This is a genomic window from Phycicoccus ginsengisoli (genome assembly GCF_054779295.1).
Genome location: NZ_BAAGYN010000005.1, coordinates 276162 through 296477 on the forward strand (window position 1 = coordinate 276162; position 20316 = coordinate 296477).

At 68.5% G+C, this 20316-nt stretch carries 16 protein-coding genes; 9 read left to right on the plus strand and 7 right to left on the minus strand.

Going from position 1 to position 20316, the window contains the following annotated elements; translation table 11 throughout:
• Positions 1 to 1561: 1561 nt before the first annotated feature.
• Positions 1562 to 2791: an IS110 family RNA-guided transposase gene (locus ACYVDO_RS10620; protein WP_460935553.1), complete on the plus strand. Its 1230-nt coding sequence runs from the start codon at positions 1562 to 1564 to the stop codon at positions 2789 to 2791.
• Between the two features lie 1234 nt (positions 2792 to 4025).
• Here the strand turns inward: ACYVDO_RS10620 and ACYVDO_RS10625 are convergent.
• Genes ACYVDO_RS10625 through ACYVDO_RS10645 form a run of 5 tightly spaced genes read right to left on the minus strand, consistent with a single transcriptional unit; the run spans position 4026 to position 9561 of the window.
• Complete coding sequence (locus ACYVDO_RS10625) at positions 4026 to 4751, minus strand: response regulator transcription factor (RefSeq protein WP_460935555.1); 726 nt, start codon at positions 4749 to 4751, stop codon at positions 4026 to 4028.
• Between the two features lie 46 nt (positions 4752 to 4797).
• The gene (locus ACYVDO_RS10630; RefSeq protein ID WP_460935557.1) at positions 4798 to 7452 is read right to left on the minus strand and encodes an FtsX-like permease family protein; all 2655 of its coding nucleotides are present in this window, start codon (positions 7450 to 7452) and stop codon (positions 4798 to 4800) included.
• Positions 7449 to 8147: an ABC transporter ATP-binding protein gene (locus ACYVDO_RS10635; protein WP_460935558.1), complete on the minus strand. Its 699-nt coding sequence runs from the start codon at positions 8145 to 8147 to the stop codon at positions 7449 to 7451. The genes ACYVDO_RS10630 and ACYVDO_RS10635 overlap by 4 nt, the downstream gene beginning before the upstream one ends.
• Complete coding sequence (locus ACYVDO_RS10640; RefSeq protein ID WP_460935561.1) at positions 8144 to 8878, minus strand: ABC transporter ATP-binding protein; 735 nt, start codon at positions 8876 to 8878, stop codon at positions 8144 to 8146. The genes ACYVDO_RS10635 and ACYVDO_RS10640 overlap by 4 nt, the downstream gene beginning before the upstream one ends.
• A complete protein-coding gene (locus ACYVDO_RS10645) occupies positions 8866 to 9561 on the minus strand; it encodes a hypothetical protein (RefSeq protein ID WP_460935564.1) in 696 nt (231 codons plus the stop codon). The genes ACYVDO_RS10640 and ACYVDO_RS10645 overlap by 13 nt, the downstream gene beginning before the upstream one ends.
• Before the next feature lie 190 nt (positions 9562 to 9751).
• On the opposite strand from ACYVDO_RS10645, the gene ACYVDO_RS10650 reads away from it, so the two are divergent.
• Genes ACYVDO_RS10650 through ACYVDO_RS10660 form a run of 3 tightly spaced genes read left to right on the plus strand, consistent with a single transcriptional unit; the run spans position 9752 to position 13156 of the window.
• Positions 9752 to 11035 (plus strand): sensor histidine kinase, encoded by a 1284-nt coding sequence (locus ACYVDO_RS10650; RefSeq protein ID WP_460935566.1) that lies wholly within the window; start codon positions 9752 to 9754, stop codon positions 11033 to 11035.
• A complete protein-coding gene (locus ACYVDO_RS10655) occupies positions 11032 to 12207 on the plus strand; it encodes a glycosyltransferase family 4 protein (RefSeq protein WP_460935568.1) in 1176 nt (391 codons plus the stop codon). The genes ACYVDO_RS10650 and ACYVDO_RS10655 overlap by 4 nt, the downstream gene beginning before the upstream one ends.
• Positions 12208 to 12232: 25 nt before the next feature.
• On the plus strand, positions 12233 to 13156 hold the full coding sequence (locus ACYVDO_RS10660) for a DMT family transporter (RefSeq protein ID WP_460935570.1): 924 nt from the start codon (positions 12233 to 12235) through the stop codon (positions 13154 to 13156).
• Between the two features lie 71 nt (positions 13157 to 13227).
• On the opposite strand, the gene ACYVDO_RS10665 is transcribed toward ACYVDO_RS10660, so the two are convergent.
• Both ACYVDO_RS10665 and ACYVDO_RS10670 read right to left on the minus strand, forming a co-directional pair.
• Positions 13228 to 14991, minus strand: coding sequence for an ArnT family glycosyltransferase (locus ACYVDO_RS10665; protein WP_460935774.1), 1764 nt, complete (start codon positions 14989 to 14991; stop codon positions 13228 to 13230).
• Positions 14992 to 15426: 435 nt separating this feature from the next.
• Positions 15427 to 15651 carry a hypothetical protein gene (locus ACYVDO_RS10670; RefSeq protein WP_460935572.1) on the minus strand — a complete coding sequence of 75 codons (225 nt, stop codon included), beginning with the start codon at positions 15649 to 15651 and terminating at the stop codon, positions 15427 to 15429.
• A gap of 198 nt (positions 15652 to 15849) precedes the next feature.
• On the opposite strand from ACYVDO_RS10670, the gene ACYVDO_RS10675 reads away from it, so the two are divergent.
• The 5 genes from ACYVDO_RS10675 to ACYVDO_RS10695 all read left to right on the plus strand — a co-directional run bounded on the left by ACYVDO_RS10675 (position 15850) and on the right by ACYVDO_RS10695 (position 20256).
• Positions 15850 to 16518 carry a response regulator transcription factor gene (locus ACYVDO_RS10675; protein WP_460935574.1) on the plus strand — a complete coding sequence of 223 codons (669 nt, stop codon included), beginning with the start codon at positions 15850 to 15852 and terminating at the stop codon, positions 16516 to 16518.
• A complete protein-coding gene (locus ACYVDO_RS10680; RefSeq protein ID WP_460935576.1) occupies positions 16509 to 17879 on the plus strand; it encodes a sensor histidine kinase in 1371 nt (456 codons plus the stop codon). Before ACYVDO_RS10675 ends, ACYVDO_RS10680 begins: the two co-directional genes overlap by 10 nt.
• A gap of 19 nt (positions 17880 to 17898) precedes the next feature.
• Entirely contained in the window at positions 17899 to 18750 is an 852-nt protein-coding gene (locus tag ACYVDO_RS10685) for a COG4705 family protein (RefSeq protein WP_460935578.1), read from the plus strand.
• A 223-nt stretch (positions 18751 to 18973) separates the two neighbouring features.
• On the plus strand, positions 18974 to 19618 hold the full coding sequence (locus ACYVDO_RS10690; RefSeq protein ID WP_460935580.1) for a DedA family protein: 645 nt from the start codon (positions 18974 to 18976) through the stop codon (positions 19616 to 19618).
• Positions 19615 to 20256, plus strand: coding sequence for a phosphatase PAP2 family protein (locus ACYVDO_RS10695; RefSeq protein WP_460935581.1), 642 nt, complete (start codon positions 19615 to 19617; stop codon positions 20254 to 20256). Before ACYVDO_RS10690 ends, ACYVDO_RS10695 begins: the two co-directional genes overlap by 4 nt.
• The last annotated feature ends 60 nt before the right edge of the window (positions 20257 to 20316 follow it).

The following is a 20316-nucleotide window of genomic DNA, read 5'->3' on the forward strand; positions in this document are numbered from 1 at the left end:
AGCTCTCATTTCGGTGGTGGTGCGCACACGCGAGTGGCACCATGCGATCAGGGCAGAACGAGCTGGGGGCAGCATGGCTAGTCGCGTGATCACCTACGAAGTCGGCAGGGCTGCCGGGGGCCTGAGGAGAGCAGCGGCCTTTACGACGGCTGAGGGACCACCTGAAGCCTTTGTCCCGGAGACCCCGTCGAGGGTTGCTGAGTACTTCTGGCGCTTGCTTGAACGTGTCGCTGGTGACCAGCGACGCAGCAGGTCGACATGGAACTCCTAGGCGCGAGGTTCGCCGGGCAGGATCTCGTCAAGATCCTGCCCGGCTTGCTCGCAGTGGTGGCGGCCGCGCTGCGCTTGGTGCCAAACGTCGTCACCTCAGCGCGGGGTCGTAGATCGCATGCGCTGTCTGGGCGTAGCTCGCAATTGCACGTTTCTGCGTACGCAGCGCCGCCTCCCTTCTCGGCAATGTTCGCGCGACGGTATGACCCGGCCGCAGATGATCTCGAAGCGCAAGTCGCGCGACACGCTATGCGCGCGCGGACCCTGAGGGTGTGCGCTTCCGGAATGGTGGCGACCACGGTCCTCACGGCCGCGTACCTGATCTATGGCGTAGCAATCCGCCCTCTTCCGAACTGGTCGCTGGCTGTTGCGGTGATCATCGGAGCAGCGGTCGACCTACCGCTGGCGCGCACCTTTCGGGCAGTCCGGCGCGACCCTGCACGTGGATCAGCGGCCAAAACTCAAGAGGGGCACGTCCTTGTGGCCGCACCGCTAGCAGATGCTCTGCAACACACCCTGGCCGCTCTCATCGAGATGGGGGCCCGTCTCGTGGGGGTCGAGGGCTCAAGGGTCCTTGCTGCAACGGGTGTTTCGTTCGGCAAGGACATGTGGTTGGGCGAGGTCATCTGGGTCACTTTGAGCGACGGATCAGAAGGGAACGTCAGGGTGGTCATCAGATCGACCAAGGCTGACTTTGTGAGCCGGAGTCGGAGCAGAAGAAATGTGGTCACGTTCTTGGAGTCGTGGGCGAGCTTTCCTGGTGCCGCGCAAGGACCGCCTGCATTCTGATGCTCAGGCTGCAGACGGGGTGGCGGTCTCTGTGGCTTCCGTGGGTGCGAACGCTGTGGGCCGTAGATGGATTCAGCTCGACCCTCAAGTGCGGCACTGCGCCACATACACCACAGATGGCGCCTCATCGGCCGCCCACTCGCGGCGGCGTGCAGCGGGTTCGCGGGGCTTGGTTCACTGGTGAGCGGGGCGGCTACGTCGTTCAGTGGACCTTTGCCGTTCAGGGGGTCGTGTTGAGGGAGCAGGGTCTGTGTAGCCCCTCCCAAGAATGGCCGCGCCGGTCACGCTCATCGCCATCGAGCACCGGGCAGATGCGTACCGCACGCGATGAGCAGCAAGGCTGACCGCTTGGCCGTACGCGTGTGCCCCTGTTGTGCCCCCGATCGGCCACTGATGCATCCAGTGCACTCCATGACTCCGTGCAGCACGCACAGGTCAGCTGATAGGTCGTGAGCTGTAGCTGAGAGGACTCTGGACGGGTCCGCTCACAAGGAGGCAGCTCATGGGCTTGTTGGAGGTTGCCCTGGATCCGGCGACGGTGGTCGTTGCTGTGGATCCGGGGAAGGTGATGAACCGGGTCTGGGTCAGCAACGGGGCCGGCCTTCTGGAGGAGCCGGTCTCGTTGCCGGTCGCGCGGTCGGGGATCGCGGCGCTGGAGAAGATGCTGGCCGCACACGCCGGCGAACAGGTGATCGCGATCGAAGCGACGGGCAGCCTGCACCGTGCTTGGGCGGCCGAGCTTGAGCGCCTCCACCCGGGCTCGTTGCGGTTGTTCGCTCCATCGGAAACGAAGGCCGCGCGGACGCAGTTGGGCTCGGGACGGTTCAAGACCGACGATCGCGACTGCGCCGCCTTGACGTACCTGGCCCGCCAGGGCGCTGGTCGACGACAGTCCGAGGAGTCAGTGGTCGAGGAGTTGCGCGCTGCAGTGCGGCATCGCCGCGGGCTGGTCGGGGACCGGAAGAGGGCGCAGCAGCGGCTCCATGACCAGCTCAATGCTCTGTGCCCGGGTCTGTCCGCGCCGGTAGGTCACGGCAGGTCCTTGCCGATCGAGACCTCGACCGGTCAGGCGGTGCTGGCATGCGCTGTCGCTTTTGCCGGGCGTCCACCGTCGACGCGGTCGCTGATCGCCAGGTCCCCGGGCAAGCTGACCAAGGCCACCGCTGGCTACTGGGTGGATCGCTGGCGCGATTGCCTTCCTCCGCCGCTGGACGCGGCTGGACGTGCCGAACGCCTAGGTCGAGACCTGGACCGCTACCGGCGTCTGCTGGTCGACGTGACCGCTGTCGAAGACGAGATCACGGCCCTGCTAGCCCGCACTGATGGCCAGGTCCTGACCAGCCTGCCCGGTGTGGCGACCAATCGTGCTGCGGCGTTCGCGGCCCACAGCCTGCCGATCGCTTCGTTTCCCGATGCCGAACACCTCTACTCCGCCACGGGGCTAGCGCCAGCGATGTACGAGTCCGCCACGCTGCGCAAACGCGGGCGGATCTCTCGCCAGGGCCTGGCCGAGCACCGCGATGCACTGATGGGCATCGCGTGGGGCTTGTCGCTGTACTCGCCCAGCTTCGCCAAACGCAACACCGAACTGCGCGAGCGCGGCATGGCCCCGATCCAGGCCCGCGTCGCGCTGGCACGCAACGCCTGCCGCCTGATGTACCGCATGCTCGTGACCCAACAACCCTTCGACGAAGCGGCGTATCGTCGAGGAAGGCTCAGCCGCGGACGGTGACGGCCACGTTAGCTATGCCGCTCGACGGCGCAACCTAGCTTGCCGCCCGTCCGCGCTGGGCCGCCTTCCACGGCGCACACGAAAGCCTGCCGACCACGGCGCCTGATCAGCCTGCCGACCACCGGCGGCCCAAGCCCGACACCTCGATCCACGCTTCGTCGCAAACCACGCCGAGGTCCCTCGACGCGCTCGGCCGATGCCACATGCCGGTCGACACTATTGACAGGCAGGGCGAAAGCTGGTGCTTCTGTCCAAGGAAGCCTTCGCAATGAGAAGGTCAGGGGTTCGAATCCCCTCAGCTCCACTCACTGACACACTGTCTGACCTGCGGAAACGTCGCAGGATGGACAGTGTGTCTTGCTATGTGACCGTTTGGCTTGTGCCCCCGGTGTGGCACATGAGCACGAATGCACTCCATGCATCCGATTGTCCTTCTCACTCTGCCTGACCCCGACGGCCGCGGTCCGTCGGCGAACTAAAAATGATGATTGCGAGCCGCTGCATGGCGAGCTCAACCGCGTCCAGGAGGGGCTGGCGCCTTGGTCGTGCACGTAGCCCGCGGCTTGCAGCGCATGGAGGAAGGCCCGATTGGCCACCCTTCTTGGACTGTGAGGGCGTGCCGCGGGTGCCTTGACAGTCCGCTTTTCAGACATAGGTGTACCTGCAGGTCCGCGCTGGGAGCGGGGACGGCGTGCGACATCTTGTGCGAGAACCGGGGAGCATTCCTGAGAGCGATGCGTCAGCCGCCTATGCGGCATGGCCGAGGAGATGTTGGGCGCGCGGAGCTGACGCTCGGTGTAGGAGACGTGAGGCGGGTGGTCATCACGCCGTCACCCGTCCCTCGCGCTCGATGAGACGCGGATCGACAGGCAGAGTGATTCCCTCGCAGCAAGGGACGCCAGGCTGGCAGGGTCTGCGTCTCAATAGCGCAGCTGTGTACAGCACAGCCCAGCCTTACCCCCCGTGCGCGGTGGGACTGTCGCACCGTGATGCAGGCTGAGGCAAGGCCTTACCGCACGGTTCCGTTCCCGAACACGAGGTTTCGGGCGCCACCGTTGTTCGGCCGGTTGGGTGCGATGTGCAGCGAGGAGATGTGGTCGAAGGTCCGCGCGACCTGGGCCCATCCACCGGATTAAGCAACGGGAGCCATGATCGACCCTTGGAGACGTCGCTCAGGACGGCTCTGCCCAGACGACGTTGTGGGTTACCCGAGTGGGGAGGACCGAGGCTCAGCTTACGGATCAGGTTTTGCCTCCATGCGGTAACCGTGTCCTCGTAGTGTGGTGATGGTGGGCGGTGCTACGCCCGTTGCGTCGGCGACCGAGTGCAGGCTTCTGCGCAGGGCGGCCATGGTGACGTCGAGTGTCTTGGTGGAGCCGAACCAGTTCTCGTCCCAGACCAGTGACATGAGGTCCTCGCGGCTCAGTGCGGTACCTGCACCGGCTGCAAGCGTGACCAGCAGGTCGAATTCCTTGGTGCGCAGGTCCACCCGTGAGCCTGCCAGGGCGCAGGTGCGAGCGGCGACGTCGATGCGAAGCTGACCGACGATGAGGGGTTGGGTATCGAGCGCGGGGGGTCTGCTGCGCAAGTGTGCGCGCAGGCGCGCCAGGAGCACGGTGAGGCCAACCGGTTTGGTGAGGTAATCGTCGGCCCCGGCATCGAGACCGACAACCACGTCCATGTCCGCATCACGGGCCGTGAGGATGACCAGCAGCACCTCGGGCCGGGAGCGCCGTAGGCGGCGCGCGACATCGATGCCGTCCTGGTCGGGAAGGCCGAGGTCGAGGATGATCACGTCGGGCCGGTTTCGATCTGCGTGTGCCACCCCGTCTGCGCCGGTGCGTGACCAGTCGGTTTCGTAGCCGTGGGCGCTCAGACCGGCAGCGAGCTGTCGTCCGAGCGTCTCATCGTCCTCGATCACGAGCGCCCGGGGGGCGGGACCGGCGGCCGGTCGGGTCATAACGGTGATGCTAGTGCTGCGTGGTGGGCTGCCGCCGCTGCGCTTCTCACAGTTCGCGCAGCTCCTCGACCGCCGGGCGCGTGCTCGCGCGGGCACCGATCACAGCGGCCGCCGCCAGGGCAGCTACCACGCCCAGCGTGGTCAAGCCCAGGTAGGTCCAGGGCACTGCCACGTAGGACGGCGGTGGGTCAAACACTCCGGTGAGGACCTTGACGAGCATGTGTGACAGACCGGCCCCGATCGCTGCTCCACCGACGACCCCACCGAGAGTGATGAGCATGCTCTCACCAACGACTAGTCCCCGTAGCTGGTGTCGCTTGGCTCCCAGGACGGTCATGATGGCCAAGGTCCGTCGCCGTTCGGCGAGTCCGAGTGCAAGGACCAGTCCTCCGGCGGCGATCGCGAGCAGGACCGCGTACCCGAGCTCGATGCGGGTCAGGCCGTGCAGGTTGACCGAGGTGAGGCTGGAGCCGACTGTGCCGCGGGTCTGGGTCAGGTCGGTGACGGTGGCGCTGGTGCCGACCAGGTGGCGGATGCGGTCGGCGATCTGGGATTGGTTGGTGCCACCGGTGTCGATGAGGAACGCGCCGACGGACGCATCGCCGCTGGCCTTCGCGACATAGTCTGCGTTGGCCACAAAGAAGCTGTCCTTGGGCGCGGTTGGGAACTCGTTGACGATCCCGGCAAAGTGGAATGTCACGGTGTGCGAGGCGCCGTTGCTGCCGGCCGCGGGTAGCCGCAGTTTGAGGCTGTCGCCGAGCGTGAGCTGGAAGTCCTTGACCGTCTCGGCGCTGACCAGCACGGAACTGGGGTCGTTCTGGAGCCGGGCCATGAGTTGCTTGGCGGTCCCGCCTGTGAAGTACCCGTCCTGGAGCGCGGTGACCGAGGAGATGGTGGCGGGGTTGACGCCATACAGGTCCTGCAGGTCTGCCCCGACGTAAGCGAACCGGTGCTGGATGGGCTCCGCGCGGCGTACGCCAGGGACGTGGGTGAGCTGGGCGGAAGTGATGGCGGGCTTGGCGATGCCAGGCGGCTCGGTGACGGTGACGTCGGCTCCGTTGGTGAGCTGGGCGTCCGCCTCGGCCTGCTGCGCGTAGGTGGCGTTGAAGGTGGCGGTCGAGGCAGCGAACGACAGTGCCAGGGCGAGCAGGACGATGGCCCGGGCGAGGCTGGGCCGTTGCCGGGTCAAGCTGGCTGCACCGGCGGGGGCGAGGCTTCCGGCGAGGGGTCGCAGCGCGGCTGTGAGGGGTGCGCGGGCGTGGGTCAGCAGGGTAAGGACGATACGGGCGAGCAGGGCGGCAGACCCGAGCCACAACAGGGCGGGCCCCAGGAACGCCCAATAGGATACCGAGATGCTCGGAACGCCCTCAGGGGCCAGGACCAGGGTGTAGTTGTTCGCCGCAGACGCCCGATACACGATGAGGGCGGCGGCAAGCAGGGCGACGTCGATCCCGGTGCGGAGCCACCAGGGAAGCCTGTGGCCGCGTCCGACCACGGCGTTGGCGTGGGCAATGGTGTGGGCGCGCAAGTCTCGGAGTGCGGGTACGAGCGTGGTCGAGACCGCGACTGTGACACCGAGTGCCGTTGCGGCGAAGGACCAGGCAAGGTTCAGCCCTGCCTTCCCAGGCTGCCCGGCGGTGACTACCGGCAGTGTGACGGTGGCCAGCGCAAGGCCGACGGCGCAGCCCACGAATGCGACGAGGACGGTCTCGGTGGTGGCGAGCCAGACCACGCTCTTGTTCGTCAGGCCACGGGTGCGCAGGAGAGCCTGCTCAGCTCGGCGCCGACGGGTACCGGCGCCGACAACTGCGGCGGTGAGAAGGGCGGCCAACACGGCACCAGGTAACCCGAGGAACAGGAAGAGCATCTGTGCGTACGCGGCGTCGCCGCGAGCTGCGTCGAGGGCAGCTCCCAGGTTGTCTCCGACCAATGCCCCGCCCGCAGCCTTGGACTCCAGATTGTGAGCAGCGGCCACCACGGCCTGGTAGGCGTCCGCTGGCGCATTCGGCAGAGCCGCGGTGCGGGCGACGTGGAACTGGGTGGTGACGGCGGCACCGTGGAAGAGGCTGGCGAAAGTGGCGTCAGGCAGCAGGACGACGTTGTCCGGGGGCGCGGTCGGTTGCGACTGTGGTGGTGCGCCGACGCGTTGGAACAGGGTGTCGGCCTGGGGCAGGTCGACGACGCCTGCAACGGTCACGGTGACGGCCGCTGCATCCGCTCGGCCGATCGTGATCCGATCTCCGGGCGCCGCGTGCAGGTTGGCGGCGGTTTGTTGGGCGAGCTGCACTCCGCCGGGGGCGCCGGCGAGCTGCCTGACCTGCCCGGGAAAGGCCGTTCGGTAGTCCGGGGCAAGGCCCAAGATGACACCAGGTCCGGTTGTCTGGGTGGTACCTGAGGTCGTGGCTTGCAAGCCGGTCGTGGCGCTCAGGTGAACGGCTTGCACGGCGCCGGTGCCCCGGGTGGTTCGCAGAGTCCTCAAGACTGCGGTGGGGTCGGCCCCCCGCTGCACCTCGACCTGCCAGTCCACGACGACGCTGTGGGTTGCCCGCCTGGTCATGGTGGCTTGAGAACCGGCGATGAATCCGCCCAGCGCGGCCGTCAGTCCGACAGCCAGAGCGATGCCTGCGGCGGTGCCGACCAGGCGTGCACCGCGGTGGCGGACAAGGCCGGTGAGCCAAAGCCAGGTGGCGGTACCTGTCATCGGTCCGCTCCTGCCGGTTCGGGCACAGCCAAGCGGCCTTCATGCATGTTCCAGTGGGTTGGGAGTCGGGTGCTGATGGTGACGTCGTGGGTGGTGATCACCACGGCGGCGCCGATCTCATCCGCGGCCGTCAGAAGCGCGTCGATCACCCGTTGTCCGGAGGCATGGTCGAGCTGTCCGGTGGGTTCGTCTGCGAGGATCAGGGGTGGTCGGATGGCTAAAACCCTGGCTACGGCGACGCGCTGGGCCTGCCCGCCGGAGAGTTCCTCGGGGAGCTTGTCGTAGAGAGACGCCGCGTCAACTTGATCCAGGCAGGCGCCGGTGCGCCGGACAGCTTCGTCGGGTTCGAGGCCCGCAAGCTGCAGGGGCAGTGCCACGTTCTCGGCCACGGTGAGGGTCGGGATGAGGCTGGGGGACTGGAACACCAGCCCGATGCTCCCCGTGGGCACCCCCGTCGGGTAGCCGTGGCGGGACAGTGATGGCCAGGTGATGAGGCCACTGGTGGGCTTCTCGAGGCCAGCCAGCAAGTGTAGCAAGGTGGACTTACCCGAACCTGACGGGCCCGAGATGGCGATGCGGTCATGGCGCTGGACCGCGCAGGTGGCACCGTGCACCGCGACCACCGCGGTGTGTCCCGTGCCGAAGGTCACGGCAGCCGCTTGGGACGTGACGAGTGGTTCCTCGGTGGGCGTCATGGCTGGACCTTCCCGTCGAAGAGGGTGAGTACGCGGTCGGCAGCCCGGGTGACATCGGGGCTGTGGGTGACAACCAGCAGCGCGGCGCCGTCGCTGACCCGCTGGCGCAAGAGCGTGAGCACCTGCTGCTCGGTGTCGCCGTCGAGCTCGCCGGTGGGTTCGTCGGCGAGGATCACCTCTGGGTCATTGGCGACCGCCACGGCCAGACCGGCGCGGGCCAACTCCCCGCCCGACAGCTGGCGGGGGAGGGCTCGGGCACGGTCACCGAGGCCTACCTCCTCGAGAAGCTCTGCCGCGGCGGGCGGCCGCCGATCTGGGAGGCGTGTGGCCGCCTGGGCAAGTTTGATGTTCGCGAGGAGATTGAGGTGCGGCAGCAGGTTGCGCGACTGCAAGAGGATTCCGATGTGCCGAGCACGCAGCTGTGCGCGGTTGCGCTCCGGTTGGTGGCTGAGTCGGTGACCGGCCACAGTCACGCTGCCTCCAGCGGGTTCGTCCAGGCCGGCCAGACAGGCCAGCAGGGTGGACTTGCCGGACCCGGAGGGGCCGACGATCGCCAGCATCTCCCTAGACCGGACGGACAGGGACACTCCTTGGAGCGCAAGGGTTTCCTCCTCCCCGGCGCGGTAGAACCGGTAGAGGTGGTCGGCTGAGAGTGCCGGTGACCCGGACACGTCGCGATGTTCAGTCGCGGCCAATAGCGTGGGGGGCGAAGCGGCCGTCACCCTTGCCACCGCAGCGAATCAGTCACGATGCGCCAAGGGTCGACGTTGTCGGCGTTGGTCGGCCCGGACAGTGTCAGGTCCACCCGGGTTCCCTTGTGGAAGAAGGTGTACCGCTCGAACGCGTCCCGGACGACCTTGCCGGTGACGGGGTTAGGTGCCGAGTCCCCTTGATAGGTGGCCAGCACTCCGGTTCCCGCGTGCCTTGCGACCGCGGCGACCTTTCCCTTCGCGTAGTTGGGCACAGTGGTACGCAGGTGCGGCAGGTCCTGGTCGCGGACTGTGGCCTCGGAGGGAGCTGCGGTGGCTTTGGTGATCTGGATCTGAATGGTGTTGAGCTTGTCACTGAACGACGTGACGCCGCCTTGGCTCGAGCGAGCCCATCCTTCCGGGACCTTGACGGTGAGCGCTACCCCGGGCGGTGTGTACGACACGTAGGCCTGGTTGTCAGGGATATCGCCGGGCGGATTGGACTCGGTAGCGTGGCTGGGCGCAATTGTGCCGGCGTTGGCGGTGACGCGCGGGCCACTTGGGGCTGATGAAGACCCTGCTGCGGTGCTTGTGGACGGGTTGGTCGGAGCAGCGGTCCCGTTTGATGCTCCGCAGGCGGCAAGCGCTGCCACTCCGGCGCCAGCCGCGGCAAGGGTCAGCACGCGCCGTGTGGGCTGCACGATGCGGGCGCCGGGGTGATCCATGAGAGCTCCTTGGTCGCTGGCGGTGGTTCCGCGTTCTTGTTGGCTTCGCTCTGACGTTAGGAGCGGCTGTGCAAGCCCCCGCATCGAGGATGGTTAAGCGACGGCAAAACTTGCTCGCGGACCGGGAGGGGCGTCTTCGCCAGGCACCCGCGACAGCCATGATGGGGTGGTGCGGGCAGGGGTGCGCCGGGTGGCGGTGGTGGCGGTGGTGGTGGCGCTGGTCCTCTTCGCGCTGCCGCTGGCTTTCGTGACCCACTCGTTGCTGCAGGAGCGAGAGTTGGCCGAACTCGAGATTCTGGCTCGATCCGCCACGACTCGCGTCGGGGGTGCGGCCGCCGGCGACCCGGTGGAGCTGCCGCCTGCCGAGCCGCCCACGCGGGTGGGCGTATACGAGCCATCCGGGGTCCGGCGGAGCGGTGCCGGACCGGCTCAGGGTGGGGTCATGGTTCGCCGTGCGGCCACGGGGGTTACGGCGACCGGCTGGGACCGTGGGGAGTGGTCAGCGGCTGTGCCCGTGGTCAACAACGAACGGGTCATCGCGGTTGTTCGGGCAGGCGAGCCGGCTGGTGAGCTGTGGAGGCAGGTCGGCGCCGCATGGGGCCTTGAGGCTGCAGCGGCGCTCGTAGCATGGGTGGCGGCGCTGGGGGTGGCGCGCCGACAGTCCCGGGCCCTGGTCGAACCCTTGGAACAGCTCGCGTCCGTGGCTTCTCGAGTGTCCGAGGGTGACTTGACCGCGCGAGCGACTCCCAGCTCCGTGCCGGAGGTGGACCTGGTCGGGCAGGCGCACAATGCCATGGTTCGTGAGCTGACCCAGGCACTGGAAGGCGAACGGCGCTTCTCGGCGCAGGCATCGCACCAGCTCCGGACCCCGCTCGCGCGAATGCGCCTCGAGCTGGAGGCGGCCATGAGCGCCCCGAATCCCGATGCCCGGCTCCAAGCGGTGCTCCAAGAGCTCGGCAGCCTCCAGTCCACCATCGACGACGTGCTGCTCGTCGCACGCCGAACTCCGGGTTTGGCGGGCGCGACCTTGCCCGTTCTGCCCTTGGAGCACGTGGTCCGCGGTGTGGCACGGCGCTGGCACGGACCCTTGGCGGCAGTCGGGCGACGGCTCAGCCTGCACGTGCCCGACCGAGCCGAGGAGCCTGGTCAGCCACTGGTGGCCGGCCGGATCGTCGGACAGGTCCTCGAGGTCCTGCTCGACAACGCGATGCGCCATGGTCGCGGCGAGGTGCAGGTCGTGATCCGAGAGACGGCTGGCGTCCCCGCCGTGGACGTCGTTGACGAAGGAACCTTGGCCGCAAAGGACCCCTTCGCCGTACGACCGGAGGTTGAGGTAGGGCTCGGGCTCCCACTGGCCCGGACCATGGCCGAGGCGTTGGGTGGACGGCTCACGGTGACCAATACCTCCCCCACCACTTTCACGCTCTTTCTCCCTGACCGGGCGGAACCGCTGTCGTCCGAGGCGGCCCGGTGAGGATCCTGCACGTTACGGACTTCTACCTGCCCCGGCTCGGTGGGATCGAGATGCACGTGTCCGACCTCGTGGGCCGGCAGCGGGCTGCCGGCCACGAGGTGAGCGTCCTGACGAGCTCCCCTGGGCCGGACGAGCCGTGGGTCACGCGCCTGCGGTCCGGGCGCCGGTGGCAGCACGCGCTGCACCCTGCCGCCACGGTCAACGGTGTCCGGTCAGTTCTCGAGGTCGACGTCGACGTCGTCCACGTGCACGTCGGTGTGCTCTCACCGCTCGGCTTCTTCACGGCTCGCGCGGCGTCCCGGCGCGGCATACCGACCGTCGTGACGGTCCACTCGCTGTGGCTGGGGGTGCACGCCCTCATGACCACGCTCGACGCCGTCGGTGGCTGGAGCCGCCTGCCGATCCTGTGGACGGCCGTCAGCGAAGCGGCGGCGCAGCCGCTGCGACGCATCCTGGGCCCGGGCCATGGGGTTCGCGTCATACCCAACGGAGTGGACCAGGACGACTGGCGCTCTCTGCGACGCCGACCGGCCCACCGCTTCGCCGCCGGCGACGGTGCCGACACGCACCGGCCGACCCCCGCCGGCCAGCGCCCCCTCGTCGTCGCGGCGGTCATGCGCCTCAGCGCGCGCAAGCGCCCGTTCGCCCTCCTGCGCGCGGTGCGCCGTGCGCAGCACCACCTCGGGACCGCGCAGCGGATCCACCTGGTCGTGGCCGGTGACGGTCCGTGGCGCACCGTGCTCGGGGCGTATGCCCGGCTGCGCGGCATGTCCGGCGCCGTCACCTTCCGCGGGCGGCTGGCCCGGGACGAGGTGAGGGACCTCCTGGGTTCCGCCGACGTGTTCGTCGCCCCGGCCACCCGGGAGTCGTTCGGGATCGCCGCGCTCGAGGCACGGTGCGCGGGTCTGCCGGTGGTGGCCATGTCGTCCGGCGGTGTGCGCGAGTTCGTGCGGCACGAGGTCGAGGGCCTGCTGTGCGAGGACGACGACCAGCTGGCCGCGAGCCTCGCGCGGATCGCCCGTGACGAGGCGCTGCAGCGCCGGCTGCACGACCACAACCTCACCGCCGAGACGCGGGTGGGCTGGCAGGGTGTGCTGACGATGACCGAGCAGGCGTACGAGGCGGCCGGCGCGGCTGCGGGGGCCGCGTCCCCGTCGGTCGAGGTCGCGTGACGTCGCCCGGGCGGCTCGAGGCCTCGTGAACTACCCGCTTGTCGTTGCCACCAGCCTCGGCTCGACGGTCTTCGCGGCGGTGTCGACCGCGTTGAAACACCACAGTGCGACGACGCTGTCGACCCCGTCTGCCGCCCATGGACGCGTGCGCACCGGCCGGTTCCTGGCCGCGACCCTCAGCCACCCCTGGTGGCTGGCCGCGCTGGTCGCCGACGCCGCAGGGTTCACCCTGCAGGCCTTCGCACTGCACATCGGCGCCGTGTCGGTGGTGCAGCCCCTCCTGGTGACCGCGCTGCTCACGTCCCTGGTGGTCACCCACGTCAGCCAGCGCACGCCCATGAGCCGCCGGGAGTGGGGCTGGGGCGCGCTGCTGGTGGCCAGCCTCGTCGGCTTCCTCGTCGTGTCCGGCGCGTCGTCCCCGCAGGTGCGGCAGCAGGCGGCGGACCGCGGACCCGCCGCGGTCTGCGCGGCCCTTGCCCTGCTGCTCGCTGTCGCCTGCGTCCTGTCCGCTCGGCGTGCACCGGTCCCGCGCCGCGCACCGCTGCTCGGGGTTGCCGTGGGGACGCTGTACGCGTGCACGGCTGTCCTGCTCAAGGCGACCACCGAGGTGTGGGGCAACTCAGGACCGGTTGCCATGCTCAGCAGCTGGCAGCTGCCCGTCCTCGTCGTGTGCGGCGTGTCGGGGCTGTTGCTGGCCCAGCTGGCCTTCCGCGCCGGACCGCTGCACACGAGCCTGCCGGTCATCGCCACGGTGGACCCGCTGCTCAGCGTCGTCCTCGGCGTCGTGGTCTATGACGAGCAGCTGCGGACCGGGGTCGGGCCGGTGGCGGCCCAGGCCGCGCTGCTGGTGGGTCTGGCCGTGGCTGCGGTTGCTCTCAGCCGCCTCAACGCCGGACACGCCGAAGGCGCCACCGCAGCCCCCACGCCACGGCCAGGGCGCCGGGCGTGACACAGGTCCGGCAGACTGGTTCCTGCCCGCCCGCCAGCGCGGGTGGTGCGGCACAGCATCCCCTTCTATGGCTAGAGACAGCCAGCCCCTCGAGGAGCGCTGTCGGCGTCGAGATCAACCACGACGTAGGAGCCGAAGACGCTCCCTTGCGTACAGCCCGTCTGCTGAGCCCATTGGAGGATGGAAGCGACCGGGTAGTTCGCCAAGGCGGGCGGGGTGTCGAACACGTGGGTGGTGTACTCCCGTGGGAGCACCAGGTATCGCAGCCGGTCGGACTCGGTCCACACGCGGACCTGGTCGAGGGTGGGTCCGGCGGCATGGCCAGTAAACCCGCCGAGAGGAAGCACGGGCGAGGAGGACTGAAGCTGCAGAATGCTGGCCGCCGTCGCTCGTGGGGTCGCAGCCGCCCACAGGGCGCTCGTTCGATGTACCCGGAGGTAGCGCACCAAGGCGGCGGGATAGCCGGGCCTGGTCGGGTTCCGGAGTGGGCCGGCGACTGGGTCGTACCCGGAGACCGAGTGTGAGTCCGTGGTGAGCCCGAAGGCGAGCGGGAGCACCAACAGGGGACCCAGCAGCAGGCAGGGGAGGGCCCCTCGAGCCCAGCGCCGGTCAGCAACTGCCACCGCGCCCATGCTGGCTGCAGCTACCGCCAGGCAATCGTCCAAAGCTGCCTGATCCGACACCCCAGACCGGCGGAAGACGAGCACCTGGTAGGCCAGGGTCGCTGCGGCCGGGAGCAGTGCGAGCTGCAGGCGGTTGCATCGGTGAAGGTGCGCGAGCGCCAGCCCGATGGACAGTGCAACAGCGGGTACGAGCATGACCGAGTAGTAGGGATGCATCGGTCCGCTCATGACGCTGAGGACGACGATGCCGGTGGCTAGCCACCCCACGACGAGGAGCCATCCGGCGCGCTTGACATCGGACCCTGAAGGCGGGGCGACGTGACTGCGTCGGCCTTTGGCGGCGAGGAGAGCGACGAGCGCAAGCATGCCCACGGCAAGGGCAACCTGCCAGCCCACCTGGGTGGCGAAGGGTGGGGTTACGAGTCGCCACGGCCCTGGCGTCCCGGCCACCTCCTCCGTTCCAGCCCCTCCGGTGCCACCCAGGCGGCTGAACCCGTCCCGACCGAGCATCAGTGACAGTATGTTGCCTTGGCTGCCATCGGCATACGGGCGACGTGCGCCGGGCAGCAGGAGAATGGGAACCACCCAACTGGCGATGCTCACGAAGCCCGAGCCCGCGAAGTTGGCCACCCGCAGCAGGTGTTGCCGTCGCGAGCCGCGGGTCGAGACCCACAACGCCGCGGCGAACGCCGGGCCGGGTATCAGGGCAACCCCCCACTTGGTGAGGAACCCCAACCCCAGAAGCGCTCCAGATGCTGTGGCCCAACCCCAGGCGGTGCTGCGCGTGGCGCGCAGGCAACACCATGCAGCCACCACCACCAGCAAAGTCATCAGCGTGTCCGGATGGTTGTAGCGGGCCATCACCAACACCACCGGAGTGGTGGCGTAGACCAGGGCAGCTACCACGCCCGCCGCCCGGCCGGCGAGCTCACGGCCGATCCGGTTCAGTATCACGATCGTGGCGATCGTTTCCGCTACCTGCGGCAGCAGGACGCTCCAGCTCGACAGTCCGAACGCTCGCGCGGACAGAGCCATGACCCAGAACGCCAGCGGGGGTTTGTCTGACGCCACCGCGTTGCCGACCTCGAGGCTGCCGAACAGGAAGGAGGTCCAGCTCTGCTGACCTGCCTGCACCACCGCGGTATAGTACGGGTTGGCCCACCCCTGCGCATCGAGATCCCAGGCGTATGCCGCCGTCGCGCCCAGCGCCATCACCGCCACGAGAGCCGCCTCCAGCCAGTCTGCGCGGCGTCGGGCCCCGTCTGGCGGAGTGAGGCTGGGCTGGCCGATGTGTTTCGGCGGCGATGGCGTTCTCATGAGCTGGCGTCCGCAATGAGCGCGACGACCCATCCATCAGCTGGTGGCTGGTGAAGTGCAGACGGTCTTGGGGTCGCGGAGGCCGGATCGGCCCCCGCGGGCCACCAAGAGCAAGGCTCTGAGGTCCCGAGTTGGCTCAGCGGATAGATGGCAGGACTGCCAGCTGAGGCTACGTACATCGGTCACCTCTCGGGTGATCCGCCGGCGGTCAGATGTCTTGAGTGCTGCCGCGGACTTCGATCGGAGTCTAGGGCGATCGACCGTCGGTTGCTCGTCCCGGGCCGCGCCTCTGATGAACACGTGCTGACCGGTGACCACCGACGGCTAGCGTCAACCGCAGTCGTCCGGAGCTCTCATGGTCAGGAAGTCGTGCCATTCGATATCGCGATTGTGCACCTCTGTGGCCAACGCATCCAGGAGATGTGGGTCGGTCGGCGTCGCAGCTGGATTCGCAAGTCTGCCCTCGACCACATCGGTCATGCGTGCCTCTCGCTCCGGCCAGTACTCGTCTCGTAGGCGGAGCAGTTCCCTGAGGTCGAAGTTCACGAGGTTCACGCCGGCAAAGTAGAGGGCGCTGCTGTGCACCGCCTCAAGGGCTGGATCTTCGGGATCGAGACCTGAAACCGGTGCTCCAAGACATCGCGCCTCGAGGCGATGGTTAGGCCCAGAAGTCACCGAGCGGCTTGGGGCGGGGGTGCCCAAGCGCAATCTCGGGCCGGCGGCGAGGACACCGACGCAGTCCCAGCAGCTACCGTGCTGATCGTGGCAGCAGTCGGTGTGTGCGAGGACGACCCGGACCTGCGTTCGGTCATCGTGCGCGCCCTCAAGGGAGCCGGTCACGAGGTCGCAGTGGCCCGGACCGGTCGTGAGGCGGTAGAGGTATTCCCCGGGCGATCGCTCGACGTCCTCGTGCTGGACATCGGCCTGCCCGATTCCGACGGACGCGACGTTGCCGTCGCGCTGCGTACCCACGGGGTCACCGCAAGCTTGCTCTTCCTCACCGCTCGCTCGGGGTTGCACGACAAGGTCGCCGGCTTCGAGGCAGGCGCCGATGACTACCTCACCAAACCCTTCGAGCTCGCCGAGCTCATGGCGCGGGTGAGCGCTCTGTCTCGCAGGATCACCGCTGACCAGGTCGTCGGTGCTGCTGTCCTCGACCCGGCGGCCCATCTCCTTCGGGTCGGCGACGTCGAAGTGTCCCTGTCTCCGACTGAGTTCCGCCTCCTAGCCAAGCTCATGGCCAACCCGGGGCAGGCGGTTCGACGCCGCGACCTGATCGCCTCCGCTTGGCCGATGGGGGCAATCGTCACCGACAACACCCTCGACGCGTTCATTCGCAGACTCCGTCTCAAACTCGGCAAGACATCCGCCTTGGACGCAGCCATCACCACCGTCCGTGGGGTCGGATACGCGTGGCGCTGAACGCGACTTCGCTGAGGGCTCGCGTCACCCTGGGAACGGCGGCCGCAGCAGCTCTTGCCATGGGTCTCCTGGTCAGCGGGCTTGTGTTGGCCCAGTCGCATGCCGAGGACATCCAAGCCCAGACCGTACTGACGTCCCGAGTCTCAGCCGCAGCAAGCACCGTCGTGGTGGGCGTCCGCGCGGTCCGGGTGTTGGAAACACCCGCCGACACGCTGGATGAGGGCGTCTGGGTGTTCGCGGCTGACGGCTCCCTGCTCGACGGCGCCACTCCACCACGGGCACTGGCCACCGTCGTGACCTCCCTGGGCAGCGCTGGTGCGAAACCACCACGCGAGGTCGCGGGCAGGTACCTCGTCACGTCTCGGACAGTCAAGCGCCCCGACGGGACGTCCGCAGCCACGGTCGTCGGCGCGCTCGACCTGCGCCCATACACCTCCGGCACAAAGCGCCTGACCTGGCTTGGCCTCATCCTCGCCGCCGCTGCAACCGCTGCGACAGCGGGAGCCGCATGGGCTGCTACCGGTCGGGCGCTGCACCGGGTACGGGCCATGGCTGTTCAGGCGGACCAGTGGCGCGACCACCACGACGGGCACCGTTTTCCCGCCGGCGGCCGGGACGAGCTCGCTGATCTCGGGCGCACCCTCAACCGGATGCTGGACCGCATCTCCAGCGCCTTGGACTCCGAACGGCGCCTCACCGACGGGGTCGCCCACGAGCTTCGCACGCCGCTGAGCGTCATCCGAGCCGAGGCGCAACTGGCGCATCCCATCGCCGAACAGCCGACGAGCGCGTCCCTGGAGGCCATCCTGCGCGCCACCGACCGCATGGACGCCTCCATCGAGACTCTGCTGCGCACCGCGCGCCATCGCAGTGCAATCGATGACGTCTGCGACGTCGACCAAGTTCTCGCGTCCCTGGTAGCAGCGGCGCATCGCCCGGGCGACGTCGTTGTGCGTATCGCACCCGCGCAGGGTCAGGGTGCCCGGCGCAGGGTGCATGCCGACCTTCCGGCGGAGCTGCTGACGGCCATCCTCTCCCCGCTGATCGACAACGCGGTACGGCACGCCCCCCACAGCGTCACCATCAGTCGCGCGGTGACCGGCTCAGTCGTACGCGTCCGTGTGGACGACGACGGGCCAGGGATCCCAGAGGCCGATGTCCAGAGTGTCTTCGAGGCGGGGGTGACGACTCAAGCCGACGGCTCCGGCCTCGGACTACCACTGTCGCGCCGCCTCGCCCGGGCCGCAGGGGGGACCGTATCGGCCGAGCCCGGGCCCGGCGGACACCTCGTGGTCGAGCTGCGGGCAGTACGCCGCCCCATCGAAGGCCCGGGCAACGGTGTTCAGGAGAAGGTCAGGTGATCTGGCCGACCGTGGCGCCATGGACACGAATGCCCGCGCCCACGACCCCGTCGCATCACCATCAGTGCCGCACCTGCTGAACAAGGTGCCGGAAGTCACCCTGTACTTCTGGATCATCAAGATCCTGTGCACCACCGTCGGAGAGACATTTTCGGACTACCTGAACAGCACGCTTGGTCTAGGCCTGAACCTCACAGCGGTCATCATGACCGCGATCCTCGCCGCCGTCCTCGTTGCGCAATTCCGTACCCGTAGGTACGTGCCAGCGATCTACTGGACCGCCGTTGTCCTCGTCAGCGTGGTGGGCACGCTGGTCTCCGACAAGCTCGCCGACGACCTCGGCATCTCCCTGGTCACCACGACCGTCCTGTTCGCCGTTCTGCTGGCTGGCACCTTCACGCTCTGGTTCGCCAAGGAGCGGACCCTGTCCATCCACTCCATCACCACTCGCCGTCGTGAAGGGTTCTACTGGGCGGCGATCCTGTTCACCTTCGCCCTCGGCACCTCGGCAGGCGACCTGTTCGCCGAGCGCCTCAACCTCGGCTACTGGCCCACCGCCGGCATCGTCGCCGTCCTCATCGCCGTCATCGCCGTCTCGCACCTCGCCGTTCGCAGCAAGGGCGTCCTGGCGTTCTGGCTCGCGTACATCCTCACCCGCCCCCTGGGTGCCTCCATGGGCGACGGCATGTCCCAGGCGCCCAAGGACGGTGGATTCGGACTGGGTACCACCGGAACCAGTCTCATCTTCCTGGCGGCCATTCTCGGCCTGGTCGTGTTCCTGTCCGTCAGCGGTGTCGACCGTGACGACGAAGGAGACGCGGTACCGGTCCTCGAGGAGGAGCCGGAACCGGCTCTCGCCACAGAGGGCTGAACCGCCAATGACGTGGCTCGGCGGGGCCGAATGTCCCCCTCGTCCGCTCCGCCGAGCCGCCCCCTGTCCCAGCTCGCCGCGCGACCTGCATCGTCATGAGCCATCCTGATCCCCACTCCGGCACGTGCTCAACACAGTGCCGAGCACGCCCGCGGCCCGTCACGAAAGGCGACCCTTGTTCGCACCCCCCACTGCCGCTCCAGCCTCTCTCCCGGCTGCCACGGTGGGCCTGAACCTGCTCGACCCGCACAGCCTGCTCAGCACCTTCGGCGCGGTCGGGGTGTTCCTCGTGGTTTTCGCCGAGACCGGGTTGCTCATCGGCTTCTTCCTGCCGGGGGACTCGTTGCTCTTCACGGCCGGGTTGCTGTCGGCGACGACGGCCACCTCAACCCTGCACCTATCCCTCCCATGGGTTCTGGTAGCCGCGGTGGCCGGTGCCCTGCTCGGGGCGCAGACCGGTTACTGGATCGGACGCGTCGTAGGACCGCGGTTGCTGGATCGCCCTGACCGGCCACGCTTGCAGGCCGCGGTGGCCCGGTCGGATGCCGCGCTGAAGCGTTACGGGCACGGGAGAGCCATCGTCCTGGCCAGGTTCATCCCGCTGGTAAGGACAGTGCTCAACCCGCTCGCCGGGACGGTGCACGTGCCGGCACGCACATTCACCGTGTGGCAGTCCCTCGGGGGGACCATCTGGGCTCTCGGCGTGACCGTGGCGGGTTACGTCCTGGGGTCCAGCATCCCGGGCATCGACAAGTACCTCCTGCCCGTCATCGGACTCATCGTCGTCCTCTCCCTCATTCCGGTCGCCCGCGAGCTGCACCGTAGCCGTGGGCAGGGCGCGGCGACCGAGGAGCGGGAAGTTGCATGAACCAGCTGCGAGGCCTCGACAACCAGATTCTGTTCGCAGTCAACTCCTTCGCACGCAACACACCAGGCCTGCACGGGCTGGTAGCCGGGTACGCCAAGTACGGTCTCGTTCTGTTCCTCGCCCTCTTGGCCGGGGCCCTAGTGGCGGCGCGGCACCGGTCGACCCGCGACCTCGCCGCCACCGGCTGGGCCGCCCTGGCACCCCTCTTGGCCTTGGGCCTCAACCAACCACTCGGACACCTCTTTCGCGAGCCCCGTCCGTACGCCGCCCACCCCCACCTGCTGCGTCTGGCCGACGTGACGACCGACTTCTCCTTCCCATCGGACCATGCCGTCATGGCAGGCTCCGTCGCCGCCGGACTGCTGCTGGCTCACCGGGTGCTGGGATCCCTTGCAGCCGTAATGGCGCTGCTGATGGCCTTCGCCAGGGTCTACATCGCAGCCCACTACCCGTGGGACGTCGTCGCGGGCTTGGTCTTCGGTGCGCTGATTGCATTGGTGTTCTGGGTGCTCCTGCGTTCCGCCCTCGTGCCAGCAGCCGGATGGCTACGGGCTCAGCGGGGCCTGCGAACAGTGTTCGCTGCCCGGTCGGGCGCCGGAACTTCCGCGCACGGGGTCGGCCCCGTGCAGGTCCGCTGATGTCCCGCCTCGACCATCGCGACCCAACCCCTGCGCCCGACAAAGGAGGCGCTGACCCCC

Bases quoted from the DNA above. Each gene is read 5' to 3' on its own strand.
- ACYVDO_RS10620 (WP_460935553.1), top strand. From the start codon at position 1,562: ATGGGCTTGTTGGAGGTTGCCCTGGATCCGGCGACGGTGGTCGTTGCT.
- ACYVDO_RS10625 (WP_460935555.1), bottom strand. From the start codon at position 4,751: ATGACCCGACCGGCCGCCGGTCCCGCCCCCCGGGCGCTCGTGATCGAG.
- ACYVDO_RS10630 (WP_460935557.1), bottom strand. From the start codon at position 7,452: ATGACAGGTACCGCCACCTGGCTTTGGCTCACCGGCCTTGTCCGCCAC.
- ACYVDO_RS10635 (WP_460935558.1), bottom strand. From the start codon at position 8,147: ATGACGCCCACCGAGGAACCACTCGTCACGTCCCAAGCGGCTGCCGTG.
- ACYVDO_RS10645 (WP_460935564.1), bottom strand. From the start codon at position 9,561: ATGGATCACCCCGGCGCCCGCATCGTGCAGCCCACACGGCGCGTGCTG.
- ACYVDO_RS10665 (WP_460935774.1), bottom strand. From the start codon at position 14,991: ATGGCGCTGGGCGCGACGGCGGCATACGCCTGGGATCTCGATGCGCAG.
- ACYVDO_RS10685 (WP_460935578.1), top strand. From the start codon at position 17,899: ATGGACACGAATGCCCGCGCCCACGACCCCGTCGCATCACCATCAGTG.
- ACYVDO_RS10695 (WP_460935581.1), top strand. From the start codon at position 19,615: ATGAACCAGCTGCGAGGCCTCGACAACCAGATTCTGTTCGCAGTCAAC.